Annotated in this window: 18 protein-coding genes; 6 read left to right on the forward strand and 12 right to left on the reverse strand. The window is 75.0% G+C overall.

Features of this window, described 5'->3' with window-relative positions; translation table 11 throughout:
- The 3 genes from OO62_RS05400 to OO62_RS05410 all read right to left on the reverse strand — a co-directional run.
- The coding region (locus OO62_RS05400; RefSeq protein WP_106974813.1) for an ATP-dependent helicase at positions 1-2,965 on the reverse strand (2,965 nt) is incomplete at its 3' end.
- A gap of 265 nt (positions 2,966-3,230) precedes the next feature.
- On the reverse strand, positions 3,231-6,755 hold the full coding sequence (locus OO62_RS05405) for an ATP-dependent helicase (RefSeq protein WP_033266239.1): 3,525 nt from the start codon (positions 6,753-6,755) through the stop codon (positions 3,231-3,233).
- A 100-nt stretch (positions 6,756-6,855) separates the two neighbouring features.
- A complete protein-coding gene (locus OO62_RS05410; RefSeq protein WP_033266061.1) occupies positions 6,856-7,308 on the reverse strand; it encodes an MGMT family protein in 453 nt (150 codons plus the stop codon).
- Positions 7,309-7,532: 224 nt separating this feature from the next.
- Between OO62_RS05410 and OO62_RS05415 the strand changes: the two genes are divergently transcribed.
- A complete protein-coding gene (locus tag OO62_RS05415; protein ID WP_033266062.1) occupies positions 7,533-10,478 on the forward strand; it encodes a lysylphosphatidylglycerol synthase transmembrane domain-containing protein in 2,946 nt (981 codons plus the stop codon).
- 101 nt (positions 10,479-10,579) lie between these two features.
- Here the strand turns inward: OO62_RS05415 and moeZ are convergent, their stop codons facing one another.
- The 8 genes from moeZ to OO62_RS05455 form a co-directional block, all read right to left on the reverse strand.
- The gene (gene moeZ, locus OO62_RS05420) at positions 10,580-11,758 is read right to left on the reverse strand and encodes an adenylyltransferase/sulfurtransferase MoeZ (RefSeq protein ID WP_033266063.1); all 1,179 of its coding nucleotides are present in this window, start codon (positions 11,756-11,758) and stop codon (positions 10,580-10,582) included.
- A gap of 74 nt (positions 11,759-11,832) precedes the next feature.
- On the reverse strand, positions 11,833-12,600 hold the full coding sequence (locus tag OO62_RS05425) for a spherulation-specific family 4 protein (protein ID WP_033266064.1): 768 nt from the start codon (positions 12,598-12,600) through the stop codon (positions 11,833-11,835).
- A complete protein-coding gene (locus tag OO62_RS05430) occupies positions 12,588-13,544 on the reverse strand; it encodes an NAD-dependent epimerase/dehydratase family protein (protein ID WP_033266065.1) in 957 nt (318 codons plus the stop codon). Before OO62_RS05430 ends, OO62_RS05425 begins: the two co-directional genes overlap by 13 nt.
- Before the next feature lie 243 nt (positions 13,545-13,787).
- Positions 13,788-15,200: a hypothetical protein gene (locus OO62_RS37635; protein WP_033266066.1), complete on the reverse strand. Its 1,413-nt coding sequence runs from the start codon at positions 15,198-15,200 to the stop codon at positions 13,788-13,790.
- Positions 15,197-15,445 (reverse strand): hypothetical protein, encoded by a 249-nt coding sequence (locus OO62_RS05440; RefSeq protein WP_129322867.1) that lies wholly within the window; start codon positions 15,443-15,445, stop codon positions 15,197-15,199. The genes OO62_RS37635 and OO62_RS05440 overlap by 4 nt, the downstream gene beginning before the upstream one ends.
- Positions 15,446-15,503: 58 nt before the next feature.
- Positions 15,504-17,306 carry a DUF3492 domain-containing protein gene (locus tag OO62_RS05445; RefSeq protein WP_078617028.1) on the reverse strand — a complete coding sequence of 601 codons (1,803 nt, stop codon included), beginning with the start codon at positions 17,304-17,306 and terminating at the stop codon, positions 15,504-15,506.
- Positions 17,307-17,851: 545 nt separating this feature from the next.
- A complete protein-coding gene (locus OO62_RS05450) occupies positions 17,852-19,201 on the reverse strand; it encodes a DUF3152 domain-containing protein (RefSeq protein WP_033266068.1) in 1,350 nt (449 codons plus the stop codon).
- 155 nt (positions 19,202-19,356) lie between these two features.
- Positions 19,357-20,367, reverse strand: coding sequence for an alpha/beta fold hydrolase (locus tag OO62_RS05455; protein WP_033266069.1), 1,011 nt, complete (start codon positions 20,365-20,367; stop codon positions 19,357-19,359).
- Between the two features lie 170 nt (positions 20,368-20,537).
- On the opposite strand from OO62_RS05455, the gene OO62_RS05460 reads away from it, so the two are divergent.
- The 4 genes from OO62_RS05460 to OO62_RS05475 all read left to right on the forward strand — a co-directional run bounded on the left by OO62_RS05460 (position 20,538) and on the right by OO62_RS05475 (position 22,472).
- Entirely contained in the window at positions 20,538-20,753 is a 216-nt protein-coding gene (locus tag OO62_RS05460) for a hypothetical protein (RefSeq protein WP_033266070.1), read from the forward strand.
- A gap of 148 nt (positions 20,754-20,901) precedes the next feature.
- Positions 20,902-21,543 carry a TetR/AcrR family transcriptional regulator gene (locus OO62_RS05465; protein WP_033266071.1) on the forward strand — a complete coding sequence of 214 codons (642 nt, stop codon included), beginning with the start codon at positions 20,902-20,904 and terminating at the stop codon, positions 21,541-21,543.
- Between the two features lie 139 nt (positions 21,544-21,682).
- Positions 21,683-21,910 (forward strand): DUF3107 domain-containing protein, encoded by a 228-nt coding sequence (locus OO62_RS05470; protein WP_033266072.1) that lies wholly within the window; start codon positions 21,683-21,685, stop codon positions 21,908-21,910.
- A 271-nt stretch (positions 21,911-22,181) separates the two neighbouring features.
- Positions 22,182-22,472: a hypothetical protein gene (locus OO62_RS05475; protein WP_033266073.1), complete on the forward strand. Its 291-nt coding sequence runs from the start codon at positions 22,182-22,184 to the stop codon at positions 22,470-22,472.
- A gap of 46 nt (positions 22,473-22,518) precedes the next feature.
- Here OO62_RS05475 and OO62_RS05480 read toward each other — a convergent pair whose 3' ends face one another.
- Positions 22,519-23,256 (reverse strand): ferritin-like fold-containing protein, encoded by a 738-nt coding sequence (locus OO62_RS05480; RefSeq protein ID WP_033266241.1) that lies wholly within the window; start codon positions 23,254-23,256, stop codon positions 22,519-22,521.
- Between the two features lie 309 nt (positions 23,257-23,565).
- Between OO62_RS05480 and OO62_RS41280 the strand changes: the two genes are divergently transcribed.
- Positions 23,566-25,833: a DEAD/DEAH box helicase gene (locus OO62_RS41280; protein ID WP_033266074.1), complete on the forward strand. Its 2,268-nt coding sequence runs from the start codon at positions 23,566-23,568 to the stop codon at positions 25,831-25,833.
- Positions 25,834-25,870: the final 37 nt, after the last annotated feature.

Here is a 25,870-nt window from a genome sequence, read left to right on the forward strand (position 1 = left end):
CCGGGGCGGTGGGGTCGGCCGCGGTGTGGGGGGCGGAGGGGGGTGCGGTGCCGGCGTCGCGGGGTTCGCCGTGGGCGGGTGGCGTGAGGTCGGGTTCGGTGGAGCGCTGGGCGATGATCCGGGCGGGGCGGGGGGCGGTGTCGGCCCCGGGGCGGTCCTCGTCCTGAGGTGTGTGGTCGTACGCGGGGGCGGGCCCGGGCGCCGGGTCGTCGTCGAACGGGGCGGAGGGGGCGAACGGGTCGTCCTCGGGGAGGCCGTCGAGGGCCTCGGGAGCGTCGTACGGCTCGTCCTCCCACTGCGCCCACTCCTCGTCGGCGGGCGGCGGTGGCCACTCCGGGTCGTACCCGGCGGGCTGCGGCGGGACGGCTCCCGTACTGGTGCCGGGGCCGGTGTCGGTGCTGGGGCCGGTGTCGGCCAGGGTCGTGGCGAGGCGGCGGGTCAGGTGGGCGCGGACCGTGGCGGCTGCGGCGCGGCGGTGCGCCATCGCGGTGGGGTCGAGGGGCAGCGGCCAGACCTGTTCGGCGGCGGCCTCGGCGAGGGCGGGGTTCTCGGCGCCTTCCTCGGGCGGTGCGGCCCAGTGCTCGATCTCGCCGTGGCCTGCCTCGCAGTGTGCGCGCAGCGCCTCCAGGAAGGCGGACGGGCCGCGGGGGCGCTTCTGGCTGGGGCCCCACCAGTGGCCGGAGCCGAGCAGCAGGCTGCGGGGGCGGGTGAAGGTGACGTAGCCGAGGCGGAGCTCTTCGGTTTCCTGGTGGTGCTTCATCGCCTCCTTGAAGGACTTCAGGCCGCGGGCGGCCCATTCGTCGACGTCGGGGAGGGTCGCGGCGTCGCCGCGCAGGGCATGCGGCAGGACGCGGGCGCGGCTGATCCAGGACTCGCGGGCCTGTTCGCTGGGGAACTGCTTGCTGACCAGGCCGGGGACGGCGACGACGTCCCATTCCAGGCCCTTGGATTTGTGCGCGGTGAGCACCTTGACGGTGTTGTCGCCGCCGGGGAGGGAGCTGTCGAGGCCCTTTTCGTACTGGACGGCGGTGCGCAGGAAGCCGAGGAAGGCGAGGAGGGTGGCCTCGCCGTCGAGGGCTTCGCCGCCCTGTTTGGCGGCGAAGCCGGCGGCGATGTCGAGGAAGGTGCCGAGGGTTTCGCGGCGGCGGGCGGCGAGGGCGTGCGGTGAGGCGGACAGTTCCACTTCCAGGCCGGTGGTGGCCAGGATCCGGTGGAGGACGTCCATGAGGGGGTCGGCGAGGGAGCGCCGCAGCTCGCGGAGTTCGGTGGCGAGGTAGGCGAAGCGCACCCGGGCCTCGGCGGAGAACGGCAGCCCGTCGTCGGGGCCTTCGGCTTCGAGGAAGGTGTCGAGGGCGTCGGCGAGGGAGACGGTCTCCGCCGGGTCGACGCCTTCGACGGCTTCGGCGAGGCGGGTGGCGGGGTCGTCGGAGGGGCCGCCGCGGTGGACGAGGGTGCGGGCGCGGCGGCCGAGGAGGGCGAGGTCGCGGGGGCCGATCCGCCAGCGGGGGCCGATCAGCAGGCGGACCAGGGAGGCGTTGGCGGTGGGGTCCTGGAGGACCTCGCAGACGGCGACGAGGTCAGCGATCTCGGGGAGGTGCAGCAGCCCGGAGAGGCCGACGACCTCGACGGGGACGTCCCGGGCGACGAGGGCGCCCTGGATGCGGGCGAAGTCCGCGGCGGTGCGGCACAGCACGGCGATCTCGCCGGGCGGGGTGCCGGTGCGGACGAGGTGGGCGAGGGAGTCGGCGAGCCAGTCGATCTCTTCGGCGTGGGTGGGCAGCAGGGCGCAGCGCACGATGCCGTCGCGTTCGGCGCCGGGGGCGGGGCGCAGGGCTTCGACGCCTTCGTGCATGGCGCGGAGGGGGGCGGCGAGGCCGTTGGCGAGGTCGAGGAGGCGGCCGCCGCTGCGGCGGTTCTCGCTGAGGGCGAAGCGGCGGGCGGGGGTGCCGTCCGCGAAGGGGAAGTGGTCGGGGAAGTCGTCGAGGTTGGCGACGGAGGCGCCGCGCCAGCCGTAGATGGCCTGGCAGGGGTCGCCGACGGCGGTGACGGCGTGGCCGGTCGGTGCGCCGCCGGTGCCGGCGCCGAAGAGGCCGGAGAGCAGCAGCCGCTGGGCGACGGAGGTGTCCTGGTACTCGTCGAGCAGGACGACGCGGAATTCGTCGCGCAGGATGCGGCCGGTTTCGGGGCGGGTGGTGGCGAGGGTGGCGGAGTGGGCGATCTGGTCGCCGAAGTCGAGCAGGTCGCGGCGGCGCTTCTCGCTGCGGTAGGCGGTGACGAGGTCGAGGAGTTCCAGGCGGCCGCGGGCGGTGTCGGGGACCTTGCGCAGGTCGGCGTTGGTGAGTTTGACGCCGTCGAGGGCGGCGAGCAGCGCGGTGTCGTGGGCGCGGAGTTCGGCGGGGTCGACGAGGTGTTCGGCGAGTTCGGCGTCGAGGGCGAGGAGGTCCTCCACGAGGGAGGGCAGGGAGGTGGTGAGCGAGGGGTAGGGGCCGGGGGCGGAGCGCAGGGTGCGGGCGGCGAGCTGGAAGCGGGTGGCGTCGGCCAGCAGCCGGGCGCTGGGTTCCAGGCCGATGCGCAGGCCGTGGTCCTTGAGGAGCTGGCCGGCGAAGGCGTGGTAGGTGGAGATCCGTGGTTCTCCGGGGGGCTGGTCGGCTGCCGGGCCGCCGTCGGCCGGGGTGGCGTCGGGGTCGGTGACGCCGGCGGCCAGCAGGGCGGCCCGGACGCGTTCGGCGAGTTCGCCGGCGGCCTTGTTCGTGAACGTCAGCCCGAGGACCTGCTCGGGGGCGACCTGGCCGGTGCCCACCAGCCACACCACCCGCGCGGCCATGACGGTGGTCTTTCCGGAGCCGGCTCCGGCCACGATGACCTGCGGGGCGGGCGGGGCGGTGATGCACGCCGTCTGCTCCGGTGTGAACGGGATCCCGAGGAGCTCCTTGAGCTGCTCGGGGTCGGTGATGCGGGCTGACACAGCGAAAACCGTAACGGGCGGCACTGACAATCGCCGCCGTCGGCCGCATCGGCGCAGGTCACAGGGGTACGGGTGCCGGGCGCAGCGGCGGGGTCCGGGTGCCGCGCCGTGTCCCGTCCCTCCGTCGCGGCGTTGTCCCACCCGTCACCCGCGCCGTGTCCCGCCCCTCCGTCGCGGCGTGGCCCGCTCGCCGGTCGCACCGCGTCCCGCCCATCCGCCGCCGCGGCGACGGCTGACCGGTGTGTCCGGCGGCCGGCCGTCGTGGCTATTCGACGACGTGCCGGCCCTCCGGCTGGGCGCTGCACGAGGCGCGGAACGCGCAGTGGGTGCAGTGGGTGCCGGTGCTGGGCGTGAACCGTTCCTCCAGGACGCGGCCCGCGGCGGTGGCGAGGAGTTCGGCGGCCCACTCTCCCCCTGGCTCCGCCGGGGGGACCCCCACCTCCAGCGGCGGCTGCGCCTGTACGGAGGGCAGCGCGTCGCCGCCTTCCTTCTGGGGCGCGCCGAGGCGCAGGTGGACCAGTTCGGCGCCGCCGAGCTCCGGGGTGCGGCCGTCGAAGGCGTCGTCGACGGCACCCTCGCGCACCGCGAGCTGGTAGACGGCGAGCTGGGGGTGGCGGGCGACTTCCGGGCCGGTGGGCTTTTGCTTGCCGGTCTTGAAGTCGACGACGTATGCCTTGCCCTGCGCGTCCCGGGAGACGTGGTCCATGCTGCCGCGGATCCGGACCTCGTAGGCGCCGGCGCCGAGGGTGATGTCGAAGTCGTGCTCGGTGGCGACGGTGTCGCGGCCGTGGGTGTCGCGTTCCATGACGTGCCAGCGCAGGAAGCGTTCCAGGGCGGCGCGGGCGTTGTCCTTCTCCTGGCGGGACTTCCAGGGGGCGTCGAAGGCGAGCGCGTCCCATACGGAGTCCAGGCGCTCCATGAGGACGGTCAGGTCGGCGGGGGTGCGGCCGGAGGCGACCTCGTCGGCGAGCACGTGGACGACGTTGCCGAAGCCCTGGGCGGCGGTGGCGGGGGCGTCCGCCTTGACCTCGCGGCCCAGGAACCACTGGAGCGAGCAGGTGCGGGCGAGCTGGTCGAGGGCGCTGCCGGAGAGGGCGACGGGCCGGTCGCGGTCGCGCAGCGGGACGGTGCTGTGGGTGGGTTCGGCCAGGCCCCACCAGTTGTCGGGGTGGGCGGCCGGTACCAGGGGCCGGTGGTCGTCGTCGTGCAGCGCGGCGAGGGTGGCGAGCCGCTGGGCGGCGGCCTCGCGCAGTGCGGGGCCGGCGGCCGGGTCGACGGTGGTGGCGCGCAGTTCGGCGACGAGCGCGGCGACGGAGAGCGGGCGGCGGGGGCGGCCGGTGACGTCCTGGGGAGTGACGCCGAGTTCGGTGAGGAAACGGGAGGGCTGGTCGCCGTCGTCGGCGGCGGCCTTGACGGCGGTGACGACCAGCCGTTCGCGGGCGCGGGTGGCGGCCACGTAGAACAGCCGGCGTTCCTCGGCGAGCAGCGCGCCGGGGGTGAGGGGTTCGGCCAGGCCGTCGCGGCCGATGCGGTCGGCCTCCAGGAGGGAGCCGCGGCGGCGCAGGTCGGGCCAGAGTCCTTCCTGGACGCCGGCGACGACGACCAGCCGCCACTCCAGGCCCTTGGCGCGGTGGGCGGTCATCAGGCGGACGGCGTCGGGGCGGACGGTGCGGCGGGTGAGGGTGTCGGCGGCGATGTCCTGGGCGTCGAGTTCCTCCAGGAAGTTGAGGGCGCCGCGGCCGCCGGTGCGCTCCTCGGCGCGGGCGGCGGTCTCGAAGAGGGCGACCACCGCGTCCAGGTCGCGGTCGGCGTTGCGGCCGGCGGCGCCGCCGCGCCGGGCGGCCCGCTCCAGGCGCTGCGGCCAGGGGGTGCCGTCCCACAGCTCCCAGAGGGCCTGCTCGGCGGTGCCGCCGCCGGCGAGCAGTTCGCGGGCCTTGCGCAGCAGCAGTCCGAGCCGCTGGGCGCCGCGGGCGTAGCCGGGGTCGTGGGCGACCAGGCGCTGGGGTTCGGCGAGGGCGCGGGCGAGGAGCTGGTCGGAGGGGGGCGGCAGCGGCTGTCCGGCGGCGCGTTCCTCCTCGCGCAGGGCGCGGCCCAGGCGGCGCAGGTCGGCGGAGTCCATGCCGCCCAGGGGGGAGGTGAGCAGGTCGAGGGCGGTTTCGGCGTCGAGCCAGGGGGCGGCGGCGTCCCGGGGGGCGGGGTTCCGGTCGCTTTCGGGGGCGCTCCCGTCGGCGCGGGCGACGGGAGCGGCGCCCTGGTCGGCCGGGTCGCGCTCGCCCTCGGGGGCGGCCGCGCCCGCTCCGTCGTCGGGGGTAGCCGCGGCCGCTCCGTCGTCGGGCGCGGTGGGCTCCGGCGGGGTGGCGAGGGCTGCCCGCGCGGCGGCCCGCAGGGCCGTCAGCAGCGGGGCGACGGCCGGTTCGTGGCGCAGCGGGAGGTCGTCGCCGTCGATGTCGAGGGGGACCCCGGCGGAGGTGAGCGCGCGGCGCACGGCGGGTATCGAGCGGCCGCCGGCGCGCACCAGCACGGCCATCTCGCGCCAGGGGACGCCGTCCTCCAGGTGGGCGCGGCGCAGGATGTCGGCGACGTTGTCCAGTTCGGTGCCGGGGGTCGGGTACGTGTACACCTCGACGCGGCCGCCGTCCCGTACGGGGGACGGTTCGCGGTGGGCGCGTACCTTGTCGGCGGGCAGCCGGGTGAGCGGCATGCGGCGGGTCAGCAGCCGGGTGGCCGCGAGGAGGGTGGCGCCGGAGCGCCGGGAGGTGCCGAGCACCGCCACCGGGGCGGGGGCGCCGTCGCCGCGCCGGAAGGTCTCGGGGAAGTCGAGGATGCCGTTCACGTCGGCGCCGCGGAACGCGTAGATCGACTGGTCGGGGTCGCCGAAGGCGATCAGGGTGCGGCCCGGGGAGCCCGGTGCGCCGGCCGTGCTGTGGTTGCCGGCGAGCGCGCGCAGCAGCCGTACCTGGGCGACGTCGGTGTCCTGGTACTCGTCGACGTAGACGGCGTCGTAACGGGCGGCGAGTTCCGCGGCGACGTCGGTGTGCCCGGCGAGGAGGACCGCGCGGTGCACCAGCTCGGCGTAGTCCAGGACGCCATGGGCGTCGAGGACGTCGAGGTATTCGGCGAGGAAGCCCGCGGCGGCGGTCCAGTCGGGGCGTCCGGTGCGGCGGGCGAAGTCGCCGAGGGCGTCCGGGCCCAGGCCCAGTTCGCGGCTGCGGGCCAGCACCGCGCGGACCTCGTCGGCGAAGCCGCGGGTGGTCAGGCAGGCGCGCAGTTCGTCGGGCCAGCTGATCGTGGCGCGGCCGGCGCCGGCCAGCTCGGCCTGTCCTTCGAGGAGCTCACGGACGACGAGGTCCTGCTCGGGGCCGGACAGCAGCCGCATCGGGTCGGCGAACAGGTCGGCGTCCTGGTGGGCGCGGACCAGTGCGTAGCAGTAGGAGTGGAAGGTGGTGGCCTGCGGGACGAAGCCGGTGCCGAGGCGGGCGGCGAGCCGGTCGCGGAGGGCGACGGCGGCCTTGCGGCTGAAGGTGAGGACGAGGATCCGGTCGGGGTCGGCGCCGGCGCGGATCCGGCGCGCGACGGACTCCACCAGCGTGGTGGTCTTGCCGGTGCCGGGGCCCGCCAGCACCAGCAGCGGGCCGTGCCGGTGGTCAACCACGGCCTGCTGGGCTGCGTCCAAGGCAGGAGGATCCACCTGTTCCGGCGGTGTGCGCACCAGGCGGTACGCGCCGGGGGCAGCCCGCCGCGCCGCCTGGTGGGGCTGCGTCGGCGGGGCGGCCGAGAAGGAGGAACTCACGTGGATCGCCGGTCCTGAGGAGGTGCTGGTCGTGGTGCGGAAGCGGTGCGGGGCGCGCCGCGGTGCGGGCCGCCCGGGCGGCGGCCGCGCGCCCTCCACGCTAAGGGGCTCCGCCGTCGTCCCGGCGGCCGTCCCAGCGGGCCCGGCGCATGTCGATCTTCGGTATGTGGTCGTCGGCGGCCCGCGCGGCGTCGCGCAGGGGCGTGCCCTCCTCGCGGTAGTGCGCCAGCGCGCGCAGCTCGCTGCCGGGCAGCAGCCGGCCGTCCGCGCGCACCACCCGCCACCAGGGCACCGCGCCACCGTAGAGGGCCATGGCCCGGCCGACCTGCCGGGGGCCCACCCGGACGCGGCCGCCGCCGGGAGGTGCCGCCGGCCCGCCGCCGTCCTCCGCCGGGCCGTCTTCGGGCTGTCCGTCGTCGTCGAGCCACTCCGCGACATCGCCGTACGTCATCACCCGGCCCGCCGGGATCAGTTCGGCGACGGCCAGGACGCGCTCGGCGTAGTCGGGGTACTCGGGCGGTTCACCCCGTGCCGTGTCTCCGGTCCCACTCATTCGGTCCATCCTGCCCTACGGCACCGACAATGGGAGCGGACAGACGGTCCGGCACCACCTCAGGGTGATGGGCGGCACGGCGCCGTCAGCCGCGGTGCGGGCCGCGGCGGCACCCGCGCCCGCACGGCAGCGGGGGCGGACGTTCCGCTTCCCGTACCCCCGAAATGCACCCTGATGCCCCCCTCCACCGGTCGGCCGTGCCACCATCTTCCGGACGGTGACTGGTGATACGAGATCAAGAAGAGACGGCCGAGCAGCAGGGTGCGGCGCCTCCGCGGGAGGCGGGCGCCCCTGACGTGCTGCCCGTCGAGGGGAAGCACCAACGGAGGCCGGTCACGGCTTCCGCTACCGAAAAGGCGAGCACGATCGAGAAGGCCGACCGACCAGGGGCGTCCGAGAGGCCGGAAAGGCCCGAGGAGCCCGCGCCACCCGAGCGCGACGAGGAGGAGCGCGACGACGAGCAGGGACGGGACGAGCACGTCGAGCACGACAAGGACGCGGGACCGGCGTCCGGAGCGGCCCGGAGCCGGGCCCGTACGGGTTCGCACCGTGCCGACCTGACCGCCGACGAGTGCGGCGAGTTCCACGTCGACCGGGTCTCCGGCGACGAGCCGCTGCTGCCCGCCCGGGTGCACCGGCCCGCGGACCTGCTGCGGCTGCTGCTGGGCATGGCCGGGATCGCCCTGGTCCTGGGGCTCGCGACGTTCGCCCACGGCACCACCCAGGGCCTGGCGCGGGACATCGGGACGGGTGCGAAGGCGGCGCCGCCGCTGCTGATCAACCTGGCCGGGCTGACGTCCAGCGTCGCGGTGCTGATCGTGCCGGTGGCGTTCGCCGTCGAGCGGCTGATCAAGCGCGACGGGCTGCGGATCGCCGACGGTGTGCTCGCCGCCGTCCTCGCCCACGGGGTGTCGCTCGCCACCGACCTGTGGGTGGCCGAGGCGGCGCCCGCCTCCATCCGGGTCGCGCTGACCCAGCCGCTCGCGAACGGTTCGCTGTCCGCGCCGGTGCACAGCTATCTGGCGCCGGTGATCGCCTATATGACGGCGGTGGGGATGTCCCGGCGGCCGCGCTGGCGGGTCGCGATGTGGGCCGTGGTGCTGCTCGACGTCGTCGCGGTGCTGGTGGGCCGGTACTCCACCCCGTTCGCCATCATCACGACGGTGCTGATCGGCTGGACCGTCGCCTACGGCACGCTCTACGCCGTCGGCTCCCCCAACGTCCGCCCCACCGGCCAGAACCTCCTGGCGGGTCTGCGCCGGGTCGGTTTCCACCCGGTGAGCGCGCTGCGCGCCGAGGACACCGCGGGCCCGGAGAACAACGAGCACGCCGACCGTGGCCGCCGCTACATCGTCACCCTGGAGGACGGCCCGCCGATCGACGTCACCGTCGTCGACCGCGAGCAGCAGGCGCAGGGCTTCTTCTACCGGGTGTGGCGCCGGCTGTCGCTGCGCGGCATCAACCAGCGCCGCAGCCTGCAGTCGCTGCGTCAGGCGCTGGAGCAGGAGGCGCTGCTGGCGTACGCGGCCATCGCGGCCGGTGCCAACGCGCCCAAGCTGATCGCCGCCTCGGAGCTCGGACCGGACGCGGTGATGCTGGTCTACGAGCACATCGGGGGCCGCACGTTCGACGCGCTGGCCGACGAGGAGATCACCGACGCGCTGATGCACAGCGCCTGGCGGCAGGTGCAGGCGCTGCAGTCGCGGCGGATCGCGCACCGGCGGCTGGTCGGTGACGCGCTGCTGGTGGATCGTTCCGGCAACATCGTCCTGACGGAGCTGCGCGGCGGTGAGATCGCGGCCGGTGACCTGGTGCTGCGGATGGACATCGCGCAGCTGCTGGCCACCTGCGGGCTGCGGGTCGGCGCCGAGCGGGCGGTCGCCGCGGCCGTCGAGGTGCTCGGCCCGGACGCGGTCGCCGACAGCCTGCCGATGCTCCAGCCGATCGCGCTCAGCCGCACCACCCGCGCCACCCTGCGGCAGCTGGCCCGGGAACGCTCCAAGCGGGAGCGGGAGGCGGTGCTGGCCGCGTCGCAGGCCGCCAAGGAGGCCCGGGAGGCCCGCGACGCGGCGGCGACGAAGGACCGCAGGACGCTGCGGGCCGAGCGGCACGCGGAGAAGAACGCCGAGAAGCGGGCGCTGGACGAGGCGTCGGAGGAGGCCCGCGAGGAGGACCTGCTGGCGCAGATCCGCCGGCAGGTGCTGCTGATCCGGCCGACCGCGGTGATCGAACCGGCGAAGCTGGAGCGGCTCAGTCCGCGGATCCTGATCAGCTGGATCGCCGGTGCCTTCGCGGTGTACCTGCTGCTGTCGCAGCTCACCAACTTCAACCTCGGTGACGTGATCAGCGAGGCCCAGTGGGTGTGGGTGCTGGTGGCGATGTTCTTCTCGGTGGTGACGTACATCGCGGCGGCGATGAGCCTGCTGGGCTTCGTCACGGAGAAGGTGTCGTTCGCCAAGGCGGTCGTCGCGCAGGTCGCGGGCGACTTCGTGAAGCTGGTGGCGCCCGCGGCGATCGGCGGGGTGGCGCTCAACACCCGCTTCCTGCAGCGTGCCGGGGTGCGCCCCGGTCTGGCGGTGGCGAGCGTCGGCGCGTCCCAGCTGTTCGGGCTGGGCAGCCACATCGTGCTGCTGCTGGCGTTCGGCTACCTCACCGGCACCGAGCACGCGCCGCAGATCTCCCCGTCCCGTACGGTCATCGCCGGGCTGCTGACCGTCGCCGTACTGGTCCTGGTCGTCACGGCCGTCCCGGTGCTGCGGAAGTTCGTCTCGACGCGGGTGCGCTCGCTGTTCGCCGGGGTGATCCCCCGCATGCTGGACATCCTCCAGCGGCCCCGGAAGCTGGTCACCGGCATCGGCGGGATGCTGCTGCTGACCGCGGCGAACGTGATGTGCCTGGACGCCTCGATCCGGGCGTTCGGCGGCGACCAGCTCAGTTACGCGAGTATCGCGGTCGCCTTCCTCGCCGGTAACGCGATCGGCTCCGCCGCCCCCACGCCGGGCGGTGTGGGCGCCGTCGAGGGTGCCCTGATCGGTGCGCTGACCTTCGCGGGGCTCCCCGGCGACACGGCGTTCCCGGCGGTGCTGCTGTTCCGGCTGATGGTCTTCTGGCTGCCGGTGCTGCCGGGCTGGCTGGCCTTCACGTACCTGACGCGCAAGGGAGAGATCTGACCTCCCGCGTCCGGGGGTGAGTGCCGGGCCGCCCCGTGGCACGCGGAAGGCGCCGGTCCGTATCGACGGACCGGCGCCTTCCGCGTGGACGCAGCAGTGGCCTAGTAGACCGGCTTCTCCGGCTCGACGGTGTTCACCCAGCCGATGACGCCGCCGCCGACGTGCACCGCGTCGGCGAAGCCCGCGGACTTCAGGACCGCCAGCACCTCCGCCGAGCGGACACCCGTCTTGCAGTGCAGGACGATCTTCCGGTCCTGCGGCAGGTCCTGGAGGGCGGTGCCCATCAGGAACTCGTTCTTCGGGATCAGGCGGGCGCCGGGGATGGAGACGATCTCGAACTCGTTCGGCTCGCGGACGTCGATGATGTCGATCTTCTCGTCGGCGTCGATCCACTCCTTGAGCTGCCGCGGAGTGATCGTCGAGCCGGCCGCCGCCTCCTGGGCCTCCTCGGACACGACGCCGCAGAACGCCTCGTAGTCGATGAGCTCGGTGACGGTCGGGTTCTCGCCGCAGACCGCGCAGTCCGGGTCCTTGCGGACCTTGACCTGGCGGTACGTCATCTCCAGGGCGTCGTAGATCATCAGGCGGCCGACGAGCGGGTCGCCGATGCCGGCCAGGAGCTTGATGGCCTCGTTGACCTGGATGGAGCCGATGGAGGCGCACAGCACGCCGAGGACGCCGCCCTCGGCGCAGGAGGGCACCATGCCCGGCGGCGGGGGCTCCGGGTACAGGCAGCGGTAGCAGGGGCCGTGCTCGGACCAGAAGACCGACGCCTGGCCGTCGAAGCGGTAGATCGAGCCCCAGACGTACGGCTTGTTCAGCAGCACGCAGGCGTCGTTGACCAGGTAGCGGGTGGCGAAGTTGTCCGTGCCGTCCACGATGAGGTCGTACTGGGCGAAGAGCTCCATGACGTTCGTGGAGTCGAGGCGCTCTTCGTGCAGGTTGACCGTGACGTACGGGTTGATGCCCAGGACCGTGTCCTTGGCGGATGCGGCCTTGGAGCGGCCGATGTCCGCCTGGCTGTGGATGATCTGGCGCTGCAGGTTCGACTCGTCGACCTCGTCGAACTCCACGATGCCGAGCGTGCCCACGCCGGCCGCGGCCAGATACATCAGCGCGGGCGAGCCCAGGCCGCCGGCGCCGACACAGAGCACCTTGGCGTTCTTCAGCCGCTTCTGCCCGTCCATCCCCACATCGGGGATGATCAGGTGGCGGGAGTACCTGCGGACCTCGTCGACGGTGAGCTCCGAAGCGGGCTCGACCAGGGGTGGCAGCGACACGGATGACCTCAACAAGGGGGTTGGTCGGGTATCTCAGGATTGATTGTCTTCCCGTAACACTGCCACGCCCTTCTTCATTCCGAGACACCTGTTCCGATGCGCGAGACACATGCGTCCCAGTAGCCGGGCAGCGACTCCCAGGCGTCCCCGGCGGCACCCGCCGCGCCGGCGGCCCGGCGGTCGGTGACGTACACGGTGCCGGCCCCCTGCCAGCGGGCGATCCGCAGCGCCTCCTCCAGATGGGTGCGCGGCACGCTGTGGACGAGGTGGCAGAACCGCTGCGGAGGGTGGTCGGCGGTCCACTCCGCCACCTGTGACCAGCGGTAGTCGGCCCAGCGTCCGGCGAAGGTGACGAGCTGGTCGGCGCACTCGGCGTAGCCGGGGTACGGGTGGCTGCCGTGCCCGAGGACGAGGTGGCCGCCGTCGCTCAGGGCCCGCAGGGTGGCGGTGGTCCGCCGGGTCGCCGGCAGGTGGACCGGGCCGGTGGGCGCGCGGTCGAGCCAGAAGCCGTCGACCTTGTACCACTCCAGGTAGCGGTGGGCGTCGGAGACCAGCTCGGCGTAGGGGCGCGCGCCGCGCCGCAGGTCCAGGTGTCCCAGTACTCGGACACCCGTCTCACGCAGGCGGGTGGCGGCCGGCAGGCAGTACGGGTCGGGCCGGGCACCGGGCCCGTTGGACACGTTGAGCACCGCCCAGTGCAGCGTCCCGGGCGGGCAGCGCAGCAGTTCGGCCCACTCGGCGGTGGCCAGCAGCGGATGACCGAAGCCCGGGGCGCCGAGGCCCAGCGGGGCGGCCCCGGTCGGCGCCCGGGTGGCGCCGGCCGGGGTGGTCAGATACGACATGCCGCCTCCATCCAGATGTCGGCCAGCGACTCCTCCAGGACGATCCGGGGGCGCCAGCCGAGCCGGTCGCGGGCGGTGCGCACATCGGCCTGCTGCCAGGTGCCGCAGCCGTCCGGGTACGGGTAGGTGGCCGGCGGCGAGCCCACCGGGTGCTCGGCGGCCGGGCCGGGGATCACCAGCCGGGCCGGCGGGGAGTCCAGCTCGTGCAGCGCGCCGCCGAAGCCGGCGACCCGGGCGAGCACCGAGGCGGCCTCGCGCAGCCGCACCGCGCGGCCGGTGCCGATGTTGACCACGCCCTGTGCGGCGGACAGCGAGGCGGCGTGCACGGCCCGGGCCACGTCGCGCACGTCGACGAAGTCCCGCTGCACGCCGAGCCCGCCGAGCTTGAGTTCGCTGTCGCCGGACTGCATGGCGCGGCGCATCGCCTCGGCGAGCCGGCCGAGCGGCGAGCCGGCCGGCGTACCGGGGCCGACCGGGGAGAAGACCCGCAGCACCACGGCGTCCAGCCCGGAGCCCAGGACGAGCTCGGTGGCGGCGAGCTTGCTGACGCCGTACGGGCCTCCGGGGCGCGGCACCGCGTCCTCGGCGGTCGACGAGCCGGGCTGCGAGGGCCCGTACTCGGAGGCGCAGCCCAGGTGGACGAGGCGGGCGCCGCAGCCGCTGCGGCGCAGCGATTCGCAGATGGTGGCGACCGCGACGGTGTTGTGCCGGGTCAGCTCGCGGGCGCCGCCCCGGGTGGCGCCGGCGCAGTTGACGACCACGCCGGGGTGCACCGCGTCGAGGAAGCGGGTGAGCGCACCGGGGCTGCCGGTGGCCAGGTCGAAGCGGACGTCGGCGTCGTCGCCCCGCCCGAGGGCGGTGAGCTGGACGGCGGGGTCGGCGAGCAGGCGGTCGGCGACGTAGCGGCCGAGGTAGCCGTTGGCGCCGATGAGCAGCACCCTCATCGTGCGGCCCCCCGGTGCGCGTGGCGTGTGGTCGGCTGGACGTTCATGGTGTCGCGCTCCTCATGCGGATGGTGGGAAGTACGTCGGCTCCGGCCGCGGGGCCGGGCACGCCGTGGGGGCGGGCCGGGTCGGGAGTGAGATCCGCGGCGGAGGGTCCGAAGGGGCCGTTTCGGGGTGCCTCTTCGGGGGTGGGTGGCGGGGCGCCCCGTATGGGGGTGCGGGCGCCCGTGGCGGGGCGGGGGATCACGGCCGGGGCGTCCCTGCCGGTCCGGTGGGGGCGGGCGAGTGCGCGCAGGCGCCGGTGAGCGCCCGCAGGCCGTATCCGAGGAGGCCGAGGGCCGCGACGCCGGCGGCCACGGCGGGTACCGCGGCCGGGCCGGCGGCGGTGGTCAGCGTCTCGACGGGGAGGCCGAGCGGGGTGAGGCCGGGGAGCCGGGCGATCAGGACCAGGGCGGGGGCGAGTGCCTCCAGGGCGGCGGCACAGGCGAGGCCGGTGACGGCCGCCCGGGGGAAGCCGTGGACGGCGAGCAGCCGGGCGAGGAAGAGCAGCACCCCCAGGGCGGCCGGCGCCACGACGGCCGGGGCCGGCGCGCCGTGGCTCCCGAGGGCCGCCCGCGCGCCCAGCAGGAGCGCCGTCAGCGCGCCCAGGAAGAGCAGGGTGGCGCCGAGCAGCAGCGGCCGGACGAGGGCGGCGAACTCCTCCAGGCCGCGGCTGGCCGCGAGGGCCCGCCGGCCGCGCAGGGCGAACCAGCGGGCGCAGCCGGCCGCCGGGAGGACGGCGAGGGAGAGCGCCACGGCGGTGGCGACGTCGGCCCGTGGCGTCGCGGACGGCAGATCGGGGCCGCCGGCCAGCAGCTGCCCGAGCAGCCAGTCGCCGTACACCGCGTAGCCGGCCGTCCAGCAGACCCACAGGCCCGTGGTGCGCGCCCCGGTGCCGTGGTGGCGGGCGCGCAGCGGTCCGGAGCGTACGGCCAGCCGGACGGCGAGGACGACGAGAACGACGCCCACGGCACCAACGGCCGTACGGACGGCGGGCGTTGCCGGGACGGCGGGGAGGGCGGGGGTGGCCGCGCCGGGCGGGGAGGTGAGGGCGGCCAGGGCGGCGACGGTGGCGGTCGTGACGGCGCCGGGGAGGAGCTGCAGCACGGCGGCGCAGCGTCCCCCCCACCCGCCGCCCGTCCCCGGGGAGCCCGCCCGCGCGGCACCAGCCGCCGGAATGCAGGCTTCCGGGTACCCCTCCCCCGCCCCCGGCCCACCTGCGGGCCCGGTGCCGTGGACGGCCGCGGACCCGCCCCCGGGAGCACCGGCGCTGCCGCCCCCTGCCGGCGCCCCCGCCGTGCCGTTCTGGTCCGCGCGGGGCACCCGGGCGTAGAGCTCCTCGGCGAGCGAGAAGACGTCACGGTGCCGGAAGCGGGCGGCGGTGCGGTCGGTGACGCCGTGGGCCTCCAGGCCGGCGGCGATCTCCAGCGCGTCGACGGCGTGGGCGCACAGCGTGTGGTGGCGGTGCATCAGGGCGCGTACGGGGTCGGCGGACCCCCGGCGCGCGGGCCTGCCGGCGGGGCTCTCCAGGCCGGCGTCCCGCTCCGTCCCCGTGCCGTCGCGGCCCTCCCCCACGTCCTGGAGGGCGCGGGCGGAGCCGCCTTCGGGCGCGTTCATACGCCGTCCCTCTTCCCCGGGGCCGGCGGGCAGGCGGCCCGTCCGGGGCGGAGGGGGCCGGCGAGCGTCCGGAGGAGGGCCGGGACGGGGTGCGCGGCCGCGGTGGCCGGGGCGCCGGGCCGGCCGCGGCGCCGGAGGCCGTCGCGGTTGCCGGCGTGTGCCACATCGGCCATGCCCGTCACCAGCGCCACGCCCACCACACCCATCGCACACATCACGTCCAGCACACCCGTCATGACTGCCATCTCCCTCACGCTGACCACGCCTGCCTCATTGCTCTGCCGCCCCGTCTCACCGGTCGCCTCATGGCTCGGACATCACCCGGGCCCCGGCGCCCCGCTCCTGCTCCGGCGCCGCCCAGCTCGGCGTGCGCCCGGCCGGCGCACCCGGCCCGGTGACGGCGCCGCACCGGTGGGCGGCGCCGGTCGCGGCCCACCGGCCGGGGACGTGGGACTCGGCGGGGCGGTCGAAGGGCCGCGGCAGGCCCTCGGCGTGCCGCCCGCGGCGGCCGGCGGGGCGGGCCGGGGCGTGCGACATCAGCTCCAGGTAGATGCCACGAAATGCCGCGATGTTCTGCTCGACGGTGAAGAGTTCGAGCGCCCGTGCCCGGGCCGCCGCGCCCAGCCGGGCCCTGCGGTCGGGGTCGCCGAGCAGCGCCCGGCACGCCTCGGCGAGCGCCCGGGGGTTGCGCGGCGGGACGACCAGCCCGGTGCCGCCGATGACTTCGCAGACCGCGCCGGCGTCGGTGGACACCGTGGCGCGGCCGCAGAACATCGCCTCCACCAGGGAGCGCGGAAAGCCCTCGACGACGCTGGAGAGCACCACCACCGTGGCGGACGCGTAGGCGTCCGCCAGGGCCGGGACGTCGGGGCCGCCGATCTCCTCGAAGCTGACCGGGTTCTCGCCGACGGTGCGGGCGTCGGCCGCCTCGTCGGGGAAGAGCTGGGCGGCCAGCGCCCGGCAGTGCGCGAGGTAGCCGGGCGCCTGCGGGTCGCGGCCGAGCCCGCCGACGATGCGGAGCGTGACGGCCGGCTCGGTCCTGCGCAGCTCGGCGAACGCGTGCAGCAGCGCCACCAGGTCCTTGGCGGGCTCGATGGCGCCGACCCACACCAGCGTCCGGGAGTCGTCGGCCGGGGCGTCCGCGACGGCGGCGAACGGGGCCGCGTCCATGCCCGGGTAGACCGTGCGCAGCCGGGCCCGGTCGGCGCCGCAGCGCTCCTGCCAGCGGCGGGCGTGGATGTTGCCCGGGGTGATCAGGGCGGCCTGGGCGTAGGTCTCGGCGGCGAGCGCGCCCTGGAAGGCGGCGAGCAGGGCGCGTACCGGCGCGCTGATCGGTGCCGCGGCGCGCGCGAGGTAGTGCTCGCGCAGCCGGACGCCGTACTCGGTGACCAGGAGCGGCGTGCCGAAGAAGCGTTTGGCCAGCAGTCCGGGCAGTGCGGCCGCGCCGCCGGAGGTGGCGTGGCAGAGGTCGACGGCGTCGAGGCCGGGGGCGGACCCGTCGCCGTACCAGTCCAGCGACAGCGGGCGCAGGGCGAGTTCGAGCTGTTCCGCGACCGCCAGCAGGTCGTTGACCTGGGCGCCGTGGGCGGCAGGCAGCGCGCGGGGGCCGTGGCAGACGGCCTCCAGGGTGCGGACCGCGTCCTCGGAGTGCAGCAGGGCGGGCAGTCCGCCGTGCTCGCGGGCCAGTTCGGCGAGCCCGTACAGACCACTGGCGAAACGGTCCGCCTTACTGGTCGGCGCGTTGTCGGGGGGCTCTTCCCGGCCCGCGGGACGGCCGCCGGCCGGGGCCGCGGCGAAGGCCGACACCAGCGCGCCGAAGTGCTCGGTGAACCGGCGGCGGGCCCGCCGTCCGGGGGTGCGGCCCCGGCGCTCCTCGGCGGCCCGGAGGTGCGCGGCGGGAAAGTCGCCCCACAGGGGGGCGCCGTGCACCCGCCGTACGTGCTCCGGCAGGCGGTGCCCTCCACGCGCGTCCCGGCAGGGCCGCCCGCTCAGGGCGTAGACCTCGAAGTCATGGCCGGTGAGCCCGCGCACGAGCCGGTCGCACCACGCGTGCGACTCACCGGATGCATATGGATAGCCACCCTCGGTGAGGAGTCCAATGCGCACGACTGCACCCCCGTCCTCCCATATCGACGTCCCGGGTGGCGGGGGTTCCCCGGACCGAAACCTGTCGAAGGCTCCTGGGGAGACCGCACCGCCGTCACCTGCAGGAAGAAGCTATGCAAAAGGGCCGGTGGCGCGATGGACGGTTGTCCGTCGCGCCACCGGAAGGGGTGAAAGCACGTAACTTTCCGACCGTAGGGGCGTTTCGACGCGGTATGTGAGCGCTGTGCGGCGACGCGCAAGGCCCGGCGGTCCGCGGCGGCCCCGGGGCCGAGCACCGGCGCCGCCGCCGACAGGCCCTGGGTGCAGGGGTGTTGCGGCCGGTCGTACCCCGCGTCGACCGGGCCCTCCTCGACGCTCCGCCCGGACCGCATGACCGCGACCCGGTCCCTGACCGCCCGCACGACGGCCGGGTCGGGGGCGATGAGAACCGGCGACGGTCCCGGTTCTCGGCGCAGTTGGCCGAGCGGCTCCATGGCCTGCGCCGGGAGGACGCGAGGCGCACGACAGCCCCTGCCGGCCTCCCGCTCAGGCCGGACCGGCCGGGTTCACCGCTGGGTGGGAAACGGCCAGGAGTTGGGCCGGCAGGTCACGCCGTCGGTCGTCAGGAACTTGGTCTGCTGCATCATCACCGGCGCCAGGGCGCCCTGCCGGGAGCAGATCTCGTGGTTGTGGCCGAGCCGGTGACCGACCTCGTGATTGATCAGCATCTGCCGGTAGGCGAGCATCTTGTCGCGCCCGTAGGTCTTGGCGCCCTGGGCCCACCGGTAGGCGTTGATCATGACGCGGTCGGTGGCCGCCGAGTCGCAGGAGACGTTGTCCTCGGTCGTGTCGAGACCGGACTTGGCGCACCACTTGGCGGTGGTGCCCGGGCTCGCCAGCGTGATCACGAAGTCGGCGGGGCCGGAGGCCACCCGCTGGAAGGTCCGCTGCCCGCCGTGCGCCCAACTGCGGTCGTCGTTCAGGGTCTTGTGCACCGCCTCGGCGAACAGCTTGCCGTCCAGCGGCAGCCCCTCCTCGATGTCGACCCGGTAGCGCAGCAGCTTGCCGTGACCGGGCGCCTTGGCGTCGCTGCCGACCGGCTTGAACCGGCCGGTGGCCGTCAGGTCCGCGGCCAGCGGGAAGACCTGGGTCATCTGCTCGTCGTAACCGGCGGCCTTGGCGTCCTGGGTGGGCCGGGCGTTCGACCGGGAGGTCTCGTCGCCGGCGCCGTCGGTACGGTCGTTGCCGCTGCGCGGCTGCGGATCCCCGCCGTCCTTGTGCTGCTCGGCGACCTGGCCCGCGATGACCACGGCGAGCACGGTGGTCACCGCGGCGGCCGCCGCACCGGTGAACGTCCGGCCCATGCTGCCCTTCCTGGCGCCGTGCCGTGCCTCGTCCGGGTCGGCGCCCACCGCGTCGGCCGGGTCCTGGCCCGCCGGGTCCTGATCGACCGTAACGCCGGGCTGCGCGTTGCCGGCGCCCGCCGCGCCGGATCCGGGGTGAGCGCCAGGACCGTCGGGACCGTCGGGACCGGAGCCGGTCCCCTCGCGGGCGAAGACGACCGAGCGTCCGGTGAATCGGGCGCCGGGCGGTACGACGGGGGCCGCACGCCGGGCGGAGGCGTCCGGCGCACCGGCCCGGAACACGTCGTCCTCGGGGTCGGCGGGGCCGTCGGCCGCGGCGGAGCGTCCCGGCCCGGCCGGGTACACGCCGGCGTCGAAGGCGTCGACGTACTCACGGCGGGGGCCCGGGCCGCTGCCCGGCGCGGCGAGCGGCCGGCCGCCGGACATCTCCGCGCGCGGCCGGGGAATCCTCGGCCCGGCGGCGCCGCCGGGCGTCACCGGAGCCGCCGGGGCGCCGGGGAACGTGCCCCAGCCGCCGCCCGGCTCGTGCTGTTCGGGGTGCCCGCCGCGCACCGGGTCGCCCTCGGCCGGCTCGCGTCTGCGGCGGCCCCGTCCCGGTCCCGGGCCCGGCGAGGGCTCCCGCGGGCCGCTGCCCGGGGGCACGGCCGGCTGCGAAGGGTTCTCGGTCTCCGGCCGGCTCCGGCGGCTATGGCGTCCCACGGGGCGTGTCAGCTCCTGCCCGCATCAGCGGTCACATCGTTCACTTCACTGTCCAGCAGCTCGCGGACGGCCCGCGCCACCGCCTCCGGGTATTCCATCATCGCCACATGCCCCGCCTCCGGCAGCGTCAGCAGTCGCGAACCGCGGAACGCCGCGGCCGCCCGCCGTGCCATCCGGAAGGAGACCAGGCGGTCGCGCCCACCGTAGACGAGAAGCGTCGGCGCGAGCACGCGCTCTGCCTGACGCCACAAATTGTGCTGTCCGCCGAGCGTGTAGGCGTTCACCAGACCGCGCGCCGAGCGCTCCATCACCTCCCAGAAATACGGGAGTTCGAGCCGGCGGCGGTACTCGTCGGCCGCGGCGTTGAACCCTTCCGGGGTGACCCGGCCGAGGTCGCCGTAACAGAGCGCCAGCACCTCGCGGGTGCGGCGCTCGGGCGTCCAGTCGCGGGTGAGCCGGCCGAAGAGCCCGGCGAGGCCGGGGACCGCGAGCAGCGCGGTGGGCACCGCGGTCCGCTGCGGCCGCAGCTCGGGCAGGGCCGGCGAGATCAGCGTCAGGGTGCGTACGAGGTCCGGGCGCACGGCCGCCACGCGGGTCGCGGCGGCGCCGCCCATCGAGTTGCCGAGGAGGTGGACGGGGCCGCGGCCGGCCGCGTCGAGGTAGCGGATGACCGCGCGGGCCTGCGCGGACACCGAGTAGCTGCCGTCGTCCGGCGGGGGTGAGTGGCCGAAGCCGGGCAGGTCGAGGGCCTCCCCGTCGAGCCGGTCGGCGAGCAGCGGCATCAGTGCGGACCAATTCTGCGAGGAACCGCCGAGGCCGTGCAGATACAGGGCGGGCGCCCGCTCCGCTCCGTCGCCGCCCGCCGGCCGGCCGTCCCTCTCCAACGGCGCCCGTACGCTCAGCGTCAGGCCCGGCAGGATCACGGTGCGCACCGTCTCCGCCGCGGCCCGGCCGCCGGGGCCGGCCGGCGGGACCGGAAGGGCGGCGGCCGCGGTGTCCGGCGACTCGGTCGAAGACATGGGGTCGATGTTACGAGACGATCACGCCCCCGATTGTGTGTTCGCGGTCACACACCGCATCGCGCCTTCGCGACGGCTCTCCTAGGCTCGTAGGCAAGGGCAGCCGCCCAGGTCCCCTGCTTTCATGCCAGGAACAGCCGACGGAGCGAGTCCGCGAGAAGGGAACCACCATGCCTGTCGACCCGACAGACCCGGACACTTTCGAGGACGAGACCGACGCCACCGAGCTCGACGTGGAGGCGCCGGAGGCGGACGCCGCGGAGCAATACACCGATATCGCGCCGCAGCGTGACGAGCCGCTCACCGAGGTCACACCGGAGGCCAACGAGGCCGATCTCGTCGAGCAGGCCCGCGTCGTGCAGATCAACGAAGACGAATACCGATGACCTGGGGCGTTATGTCGCATTGTCGGGGCGGCTCCGCGCAGAAATTCTCGCCCCGGGCCGCGCACAGCCGGGTTACCCAAAAGTACGATGGCGGGCGCGGTGCACCACCTTGTACGGGCCGCGAACGGAACCACTTCTGGGAGGCAGCGTGAGCGCCATCGAGCAGACCGAGGCGGCGCGCCCGCGGGGCACACGCCTGCCACGCCGAGCCCGGCGCAACCAGCTCCTGGGCGCCGCCCAGGAAGTGTTCGTCGCGCAGGGCTACCACGCGGCCGCGATGGACGACATCGCCGAGCGGGCGGGCGTCAGCAAGCCGGTGCTCTACCAGCACTTCCCCGGCAAGCTCGACCTCTACCTCGCCCTGCTCGACCAGCACTGCGAGGCACTGCTGCACTCGGTGCGCTCGGCCCTGGCGTCGACCAACGACAACAAGCAGCGGGTCGCGGCCACCATGGACGCCTACTTCGCGTACGTCGAGGACCCGGGCGGCGCCTTCCGGCTGGTGTTCGAGTCGGACCTGACCAACGAGCCGGCGGTCCGCGAGCGGGTCGACAAGGTGTCGCTGGAGTGCGCCGAGGCCATAAGCGCGGTGATCGCCGAGGACACCGGCCTGTCGCAGGACGAGTCGATGCTGCTGGCCGTGGGGCTGGGCGGGGTGTCCCAGGTGGTGGCGCGCTACTGGCTCTCCTCCGGGAGCCAGGTCCCGCGGGACACCGCGGTGGCGCTGCTGACCTCCCTCACCTGGAAGGGCATCGCCGGCTTCCCGCTGCACGGCAGCGACACGCACTGACCGTGTTCGCTGCTGGCGTGGTCCACGGCGTCTTGTGCGTCCCCGTACCGGGCTAATGTGTGCTGCGTACAGCGCGGATCGCCGCGCACCCTCCCCCAGCTGACGCTGGGGGGCACCAGACCGTCGGAGGGACAAAGCCGTGGAGGTCAAGATCGGCGTGCAGCACGCGCCCCGCGAGATCGTTCTGGAGAGCGGGCAGTCTGCCGAGGAGGTCGAGCGCGCGGTGTCCGAGGCGCTGGCCGGCAAGTCGGAGCTGCTGAAGCTGGTGGACGAACACGGCCGCAAGGTCCTGGTCCCGGCGGACCGGCTGGCCTATGTGGAGCTCGGCGAGCCGGCCGGCCGCAGGGTCGGCTTCGGCGCGCTCTGACCGGCGCGGCGCCGACCGCGGCGCGTGGGTGAGAACAAGGGCGGCGGCCCGGGGGATCCTCCCTCCGGGCCGCCGCCCTTTTCGCAGATCAGGCCGTTCGAGTCGGCCCGGATGCGCTGATCAGGCAGCTGACCCGCGGCGGGAGGGTTGCTGCCGCAGGCCCCTGGGTACGACCGCCTACGACCGATTTGTTCGTCCGATCGGCACGCACCACCGGCACGGCCCGTTCGGTGCCGCCGCCCGGACACGCAGACTCGCGGGAGGGAAAAGCATGATCCTGGAAGCGCTCGGAGCCGTCCTCATCGGGCTCGCCATCGCCCTGTTCGCCATGCGCAGGCTGCCCGACCGCTTCCCCGCGCGCACCCTCACCCTCGCGACGGGCCCGGTCGCGGCGCTGCTCGGCGCCCTGCTGACCCGCTCGATCCTCGGCCCCGGCCACCCCGTCCAGGTGATGGTGGCCGCGGTCGCCGTGGGCGCGGCGCTGCTGTCGGTCCTGGTGCGCCCGCCGCGCTCCCGTCTTCGGCGGCCGGCGGCACCATTGAAGGGGCACCGGACGGCCTGAGCCGCCCGGCACCCCCTCAGGTGCCGTCAGAAACAGTGCGGCGGCGTCAGGCCGCCAGCCCCAGTGCCGCCATCCGCTTGGTGTGCGCCTCGGTGATCCGGGAGAACATCCGGCCCACCTCCGCCAGGTCGAAGCCGTCGGCGACCCCGCCCACCAGCATCGTGGAGAGCGCGTCGCGGTCCGCGACGACCCGCTGCGCCTGCGACAGCGCCTCGCCCATCAGCCGCCGCGCCCACAGCGCGAGCCGCCCGCCGACCCGCGGCTCGGCCTCGATCGCGGCGCGCACCTTCTCCACGGCGAAGGACGCGTGCCCGGTGTCGTCGAGCACGGCCAGCACCAGGTCGCGGGTCTCGGAGTCCAGGCGGGCGGCGACCTCGCGGTAGAAGTCGCTGGCGATCGAGTCGCCGACGTATGCCTTGACCAGGCCCTCCAGCCAGTCGGACGGCGCGGTCTGGCGGTGGAACTCGTCGAGGGCGGCGGCGAAGGGCTCCATCGCCTCGTTCGGCTCCGCCTCGATCTGCGCGAGCCGCTCCCGCAGCCGCTCGAAGTGGTGGAACTCCGCCGAGGCCATCTTGGCCAGTTCGGCCTTGTCGTCCATGGTCGGCGCGAGCTTGGCGTCCTCCGCCAGGCGCTCGAAGGCGGACAGCTCGCCGTACGCGAGCGCGCCGAGCAGATCGATCACGGCGGCCCGGTACTGCGGGTCGGCGGATGCCTGCGCCCAGTCCTGGGCGGCGATCCCGGTGTGTTCTTGCGCGTCAGCCGCGGCGTTGTCAGGCGTTCCCATGACCGGCACAATAGCCCGCTCCGGGGCCCGGGGAAGGCCCTGGTCAGCCACTTCCGTTCACTCGTTCGAACGGCCCGTCGGCCGGCCGGCCGGTGGCCCGCGGCGGCGTGACGTATTCCTCACTCATACAAGCCTTCGGATGGGGGCGCCGTATCCGGGGTACAGTGGTATTGGACCTGCCGAGGAGTCGGTGGGTTTTCCACGAAGCGGATGCCCGGTCGGTGGCCCGATCGGCTCCAAACCGACCGCCCTCCGCGGCGGCGCGTACGAGAGGTACGCACCGCAGGAGGCACACCGCTCGCGGCATGAGTGCCTGAGCGTTGGCAGTGGTCCCGCCCCACCGGCCGCAGGCCGGCCCCGTACAACCCGTACGACGGAGCGGTACGACCCCCTTCGCCGCCTCACGCCGCGTCTCACAGAAGAGGCAAGATTCTGTCTACGTTTCGAGACCTCGGGATTTTCCCCGAGACGGCCGAGGCCCTGGAGGCCGTCGGCATCATCTCCCCCTTTCCGATCCAGGAGCTGACGCTCCCCGTCGCCCTCTCCGGTAACGACGTCATCGGCCAGGCCAAGACCGGCACCGGCAAGACCCTGGGTTTCGGTCTGCCGCTCATCGAGCGCGTCACGGTCCCGGTGGACGTCGAGGTGGGCCGGTCCCGGCCCGACCAGCTGACCGAGGCCCCGCAGGCGCTCGTCGTCGTCCCGACCCGTGAGCTGTGCCAGCAGGTCACCAACGACCTGCTCACCGCCGGCAAGGTGCGCAACGTCCGGGTGCTGGCCATCTACGGCGGCCGGGCCTACGAGCCGCAGGTCGAGGCGCTGAAGAAGGGCGTCGACGTGATCGTCGGCACGCCCGGGCGGCTGCTCGACCTCGCCGGCCAGAAGAAGCTGGACCTGTCGAAGGTCCGCACCCTGGTCCTGGACGAGGCCGACGAGATGCTCGACCTGGGCTTCCTCCCCGACGTCGAGAAGATCATCCAGCTGCTGCCGGCCAAGCGGCAGACCATGCTGTTCTCCGCGACGATGCCGGGCCAGGTCATCTCGCTGGCCCGCCGCTACATGTCGCAGCCCACGCACATCCGCGCCACCGCGCCGGACGACGAGGGCCAGACCGTCGCCAACACCACCCAGCACGTCTTCCGCGCGCACTCCATGGACAAGCCGGAGATGGTCGCGCGGATCCTGCAGGCCGAGGGCCGCGGCCTGGCGATGGTGTTCTGCCGTACGAAGCGGACCGCCGCCGACATCGCCGACCAGCTCGCCCGGCGCGGCTTCGCGTCCGGCGCGGTGCACGGCGACCTCGGCCAGGGCGCCCGTGAGCAGGCGCTGCGCGCCTTCCGCAACGGCAAGGTGGACGTCCTGGTCTGCACCGACGTCGCCGCCCGCGGCATCGACGTCGAGGGTGTGACCCACGTCATCAACTACCAGTCCCCCGAGGACGAGAAGACCTACCTGCACCGCATCGGCCGCACCGGCCGGGCGGGCGCCAAGGGCACCGCGGTCACTCTCGTCGACTGGGACGACATCCCGCGCTGGAAGCTGATCAACAAGGCGCTGGACCTGGCGTTCGACGACCCGGAGGAGACCTACTCCACCTCGCCGCACCTCTACGAGCAGCTCCGCATCCCGGCGGGCACCAAGGGCGTGCTGCCGCGCGCCGAGCGCACCCGGGCGGGGCTCGCCGCGGAGGAGCTGGAGGACCTGGGCGAGACCGGCGGCCGTGGCCGCGGACCCCGCCGGGGCACCACTGTCGAGGAGGAGCGCCCGCCGCGCACCCGTACGCCGCGGCAGCGCCGCCGTACGCGTGGCGGCGCGACGCCGGACGGCGAGGCCGGATCCGAGGCGCAGGCGACCGGGTCGCCCGAGGCCGCCGAGGGCACCGACGCCGGGGACGCGCCGGCCGCGCCGCGCCAGCCGCGCCGTCGCCGTCGTACCCGCGCCGGGCAGTCGTCCGCGGTGACGGCTCCCGCCGAGACCTCCCCCGCCACCGAGGCGGTCGCCGTGATCGCCGACGCGGTGGCCGAGACGGTCGCCGAGGCCGCGCCCGCCAAGCCGCGCCGCCGCCGGACCCGCAGCGCCGCCAAGGCCGCGGTGGAGACCGCTCCGGCCGTCGTGACGGAAACCGTGACGGAGACCGTCCCGGCCGCGGAGCCCGTGGCGGAGGCGGCCCCCGCCAAGCCCAAGCGGACCCGTAAGACCGCCGCGGCGAAGGCCGCGGAGGCCGTCGTGGACACCGCCGAAGGCACCGTCGAGGCCCCCGCCAAGCCCAAGCGGACGCGGAAGACCGCCGCGGCGAAGGCCGCGGAGGCCGCCGTGGACACCGCCGAAGGCACCGAGGCCGCTCCGGCCAAGCCCAAGCGGACGCGCAAGACCGCCGCCGCCAAGGCCGCCGAGGCCGCCGTGGACACCGCCGAAGGCACCGTCGAGGCACCCGCCAAGCCCAAGCGGACCCGTAAGGCCGCCGCCGCCAAGCCGGCCGTGGACGGCGCGGACGCCGCCGAGGCCAAGGAGGCCAAGCCGGTGCGCCGCCGCACCCGGGCCAAGGCCCCCGCGGCAGAGGCCACGCCCGAGAGCTGACGCCCGTACGGTCCGACGACCCGGCCCCGCACACCGC

Source organism: Streptomyces lydicus (assembly GCF_000717345.1).
Classification (GTDB): domain Bacteria; phylum Actinomycetota; class Actinomycetes; order Streptomycetales; family Streptomycetaceae; genus Streptomyces; species Streptomyces lydicus.

Excerpts from the sequence above, each read along its gene's own strand:
- OO62_RS05430 (WP_033266065.1), bottom strand. The coding sequence starts at position 13,544 with ATGAGGGTGCTGCTCATCGGCGCCAACGGCTACCTCGGCCGCTACGTC.
- OO62_RS05410 (WP_033266061.1), bottom strand. The coding sequence starts at position 7,308 with ATGAGTGGGACCGGAGACACGGCACGGGGTGAACCGCCCGAGTACCCC.
- OO62_RS05440 (WP_129322867.1), bottom strand. The coding sequence starts at position 15,445 with ATGGCAGTCATGACGGGTGTGCTGGACGTGATGTGTGCGATGGGTGTG.
- OO62_RS05460 (WP_033266070.1), top strand. The coding sequence starts at position 20,538 with ATGCCTGTCGACCCGACAGACCCGGACACTTTCGAGGACGAGACCGAC.
- OO62_RS05455 (WP_033266069.1), bottom strand. The coding sequence starts at position 20,367 with ATGTCTTCGACCGAGTCGCCGGACACCGCGGCCGCCGCCCTTCCGGTC.
- OO62_RS05475 (WP_033266073.1), top strand. The coding sequence starts at position 22,182 with ATGATCCTGGAAGCGCTCGGAGCCGTCCTCATCGGGCTCGCCATCGCC.
- OO62_RS05480 (WP_033266241.1), bottom strand. The coding sequence starts at position 23,256 with ATGGGAACGCCTGACAACGCCGCGGCTGACGCGCAAGAACACACCGGG.
- OO62_RS37635 (WP_033266066.1), bottom strand. The coding sequence starts at position 15,200 with ATGAACGCGCCCGAAGGCGGCTCCGCCCGCGCCCTCCAGGACGTGGGG.
- OO62_RS05425 (WP_033266064.1), bottom strand. The coding sequence starts at position 12,600 with ATGTCGTATCTGACCACCCCGGCCGGCGCCACCCGGGCGCCGACCGGG.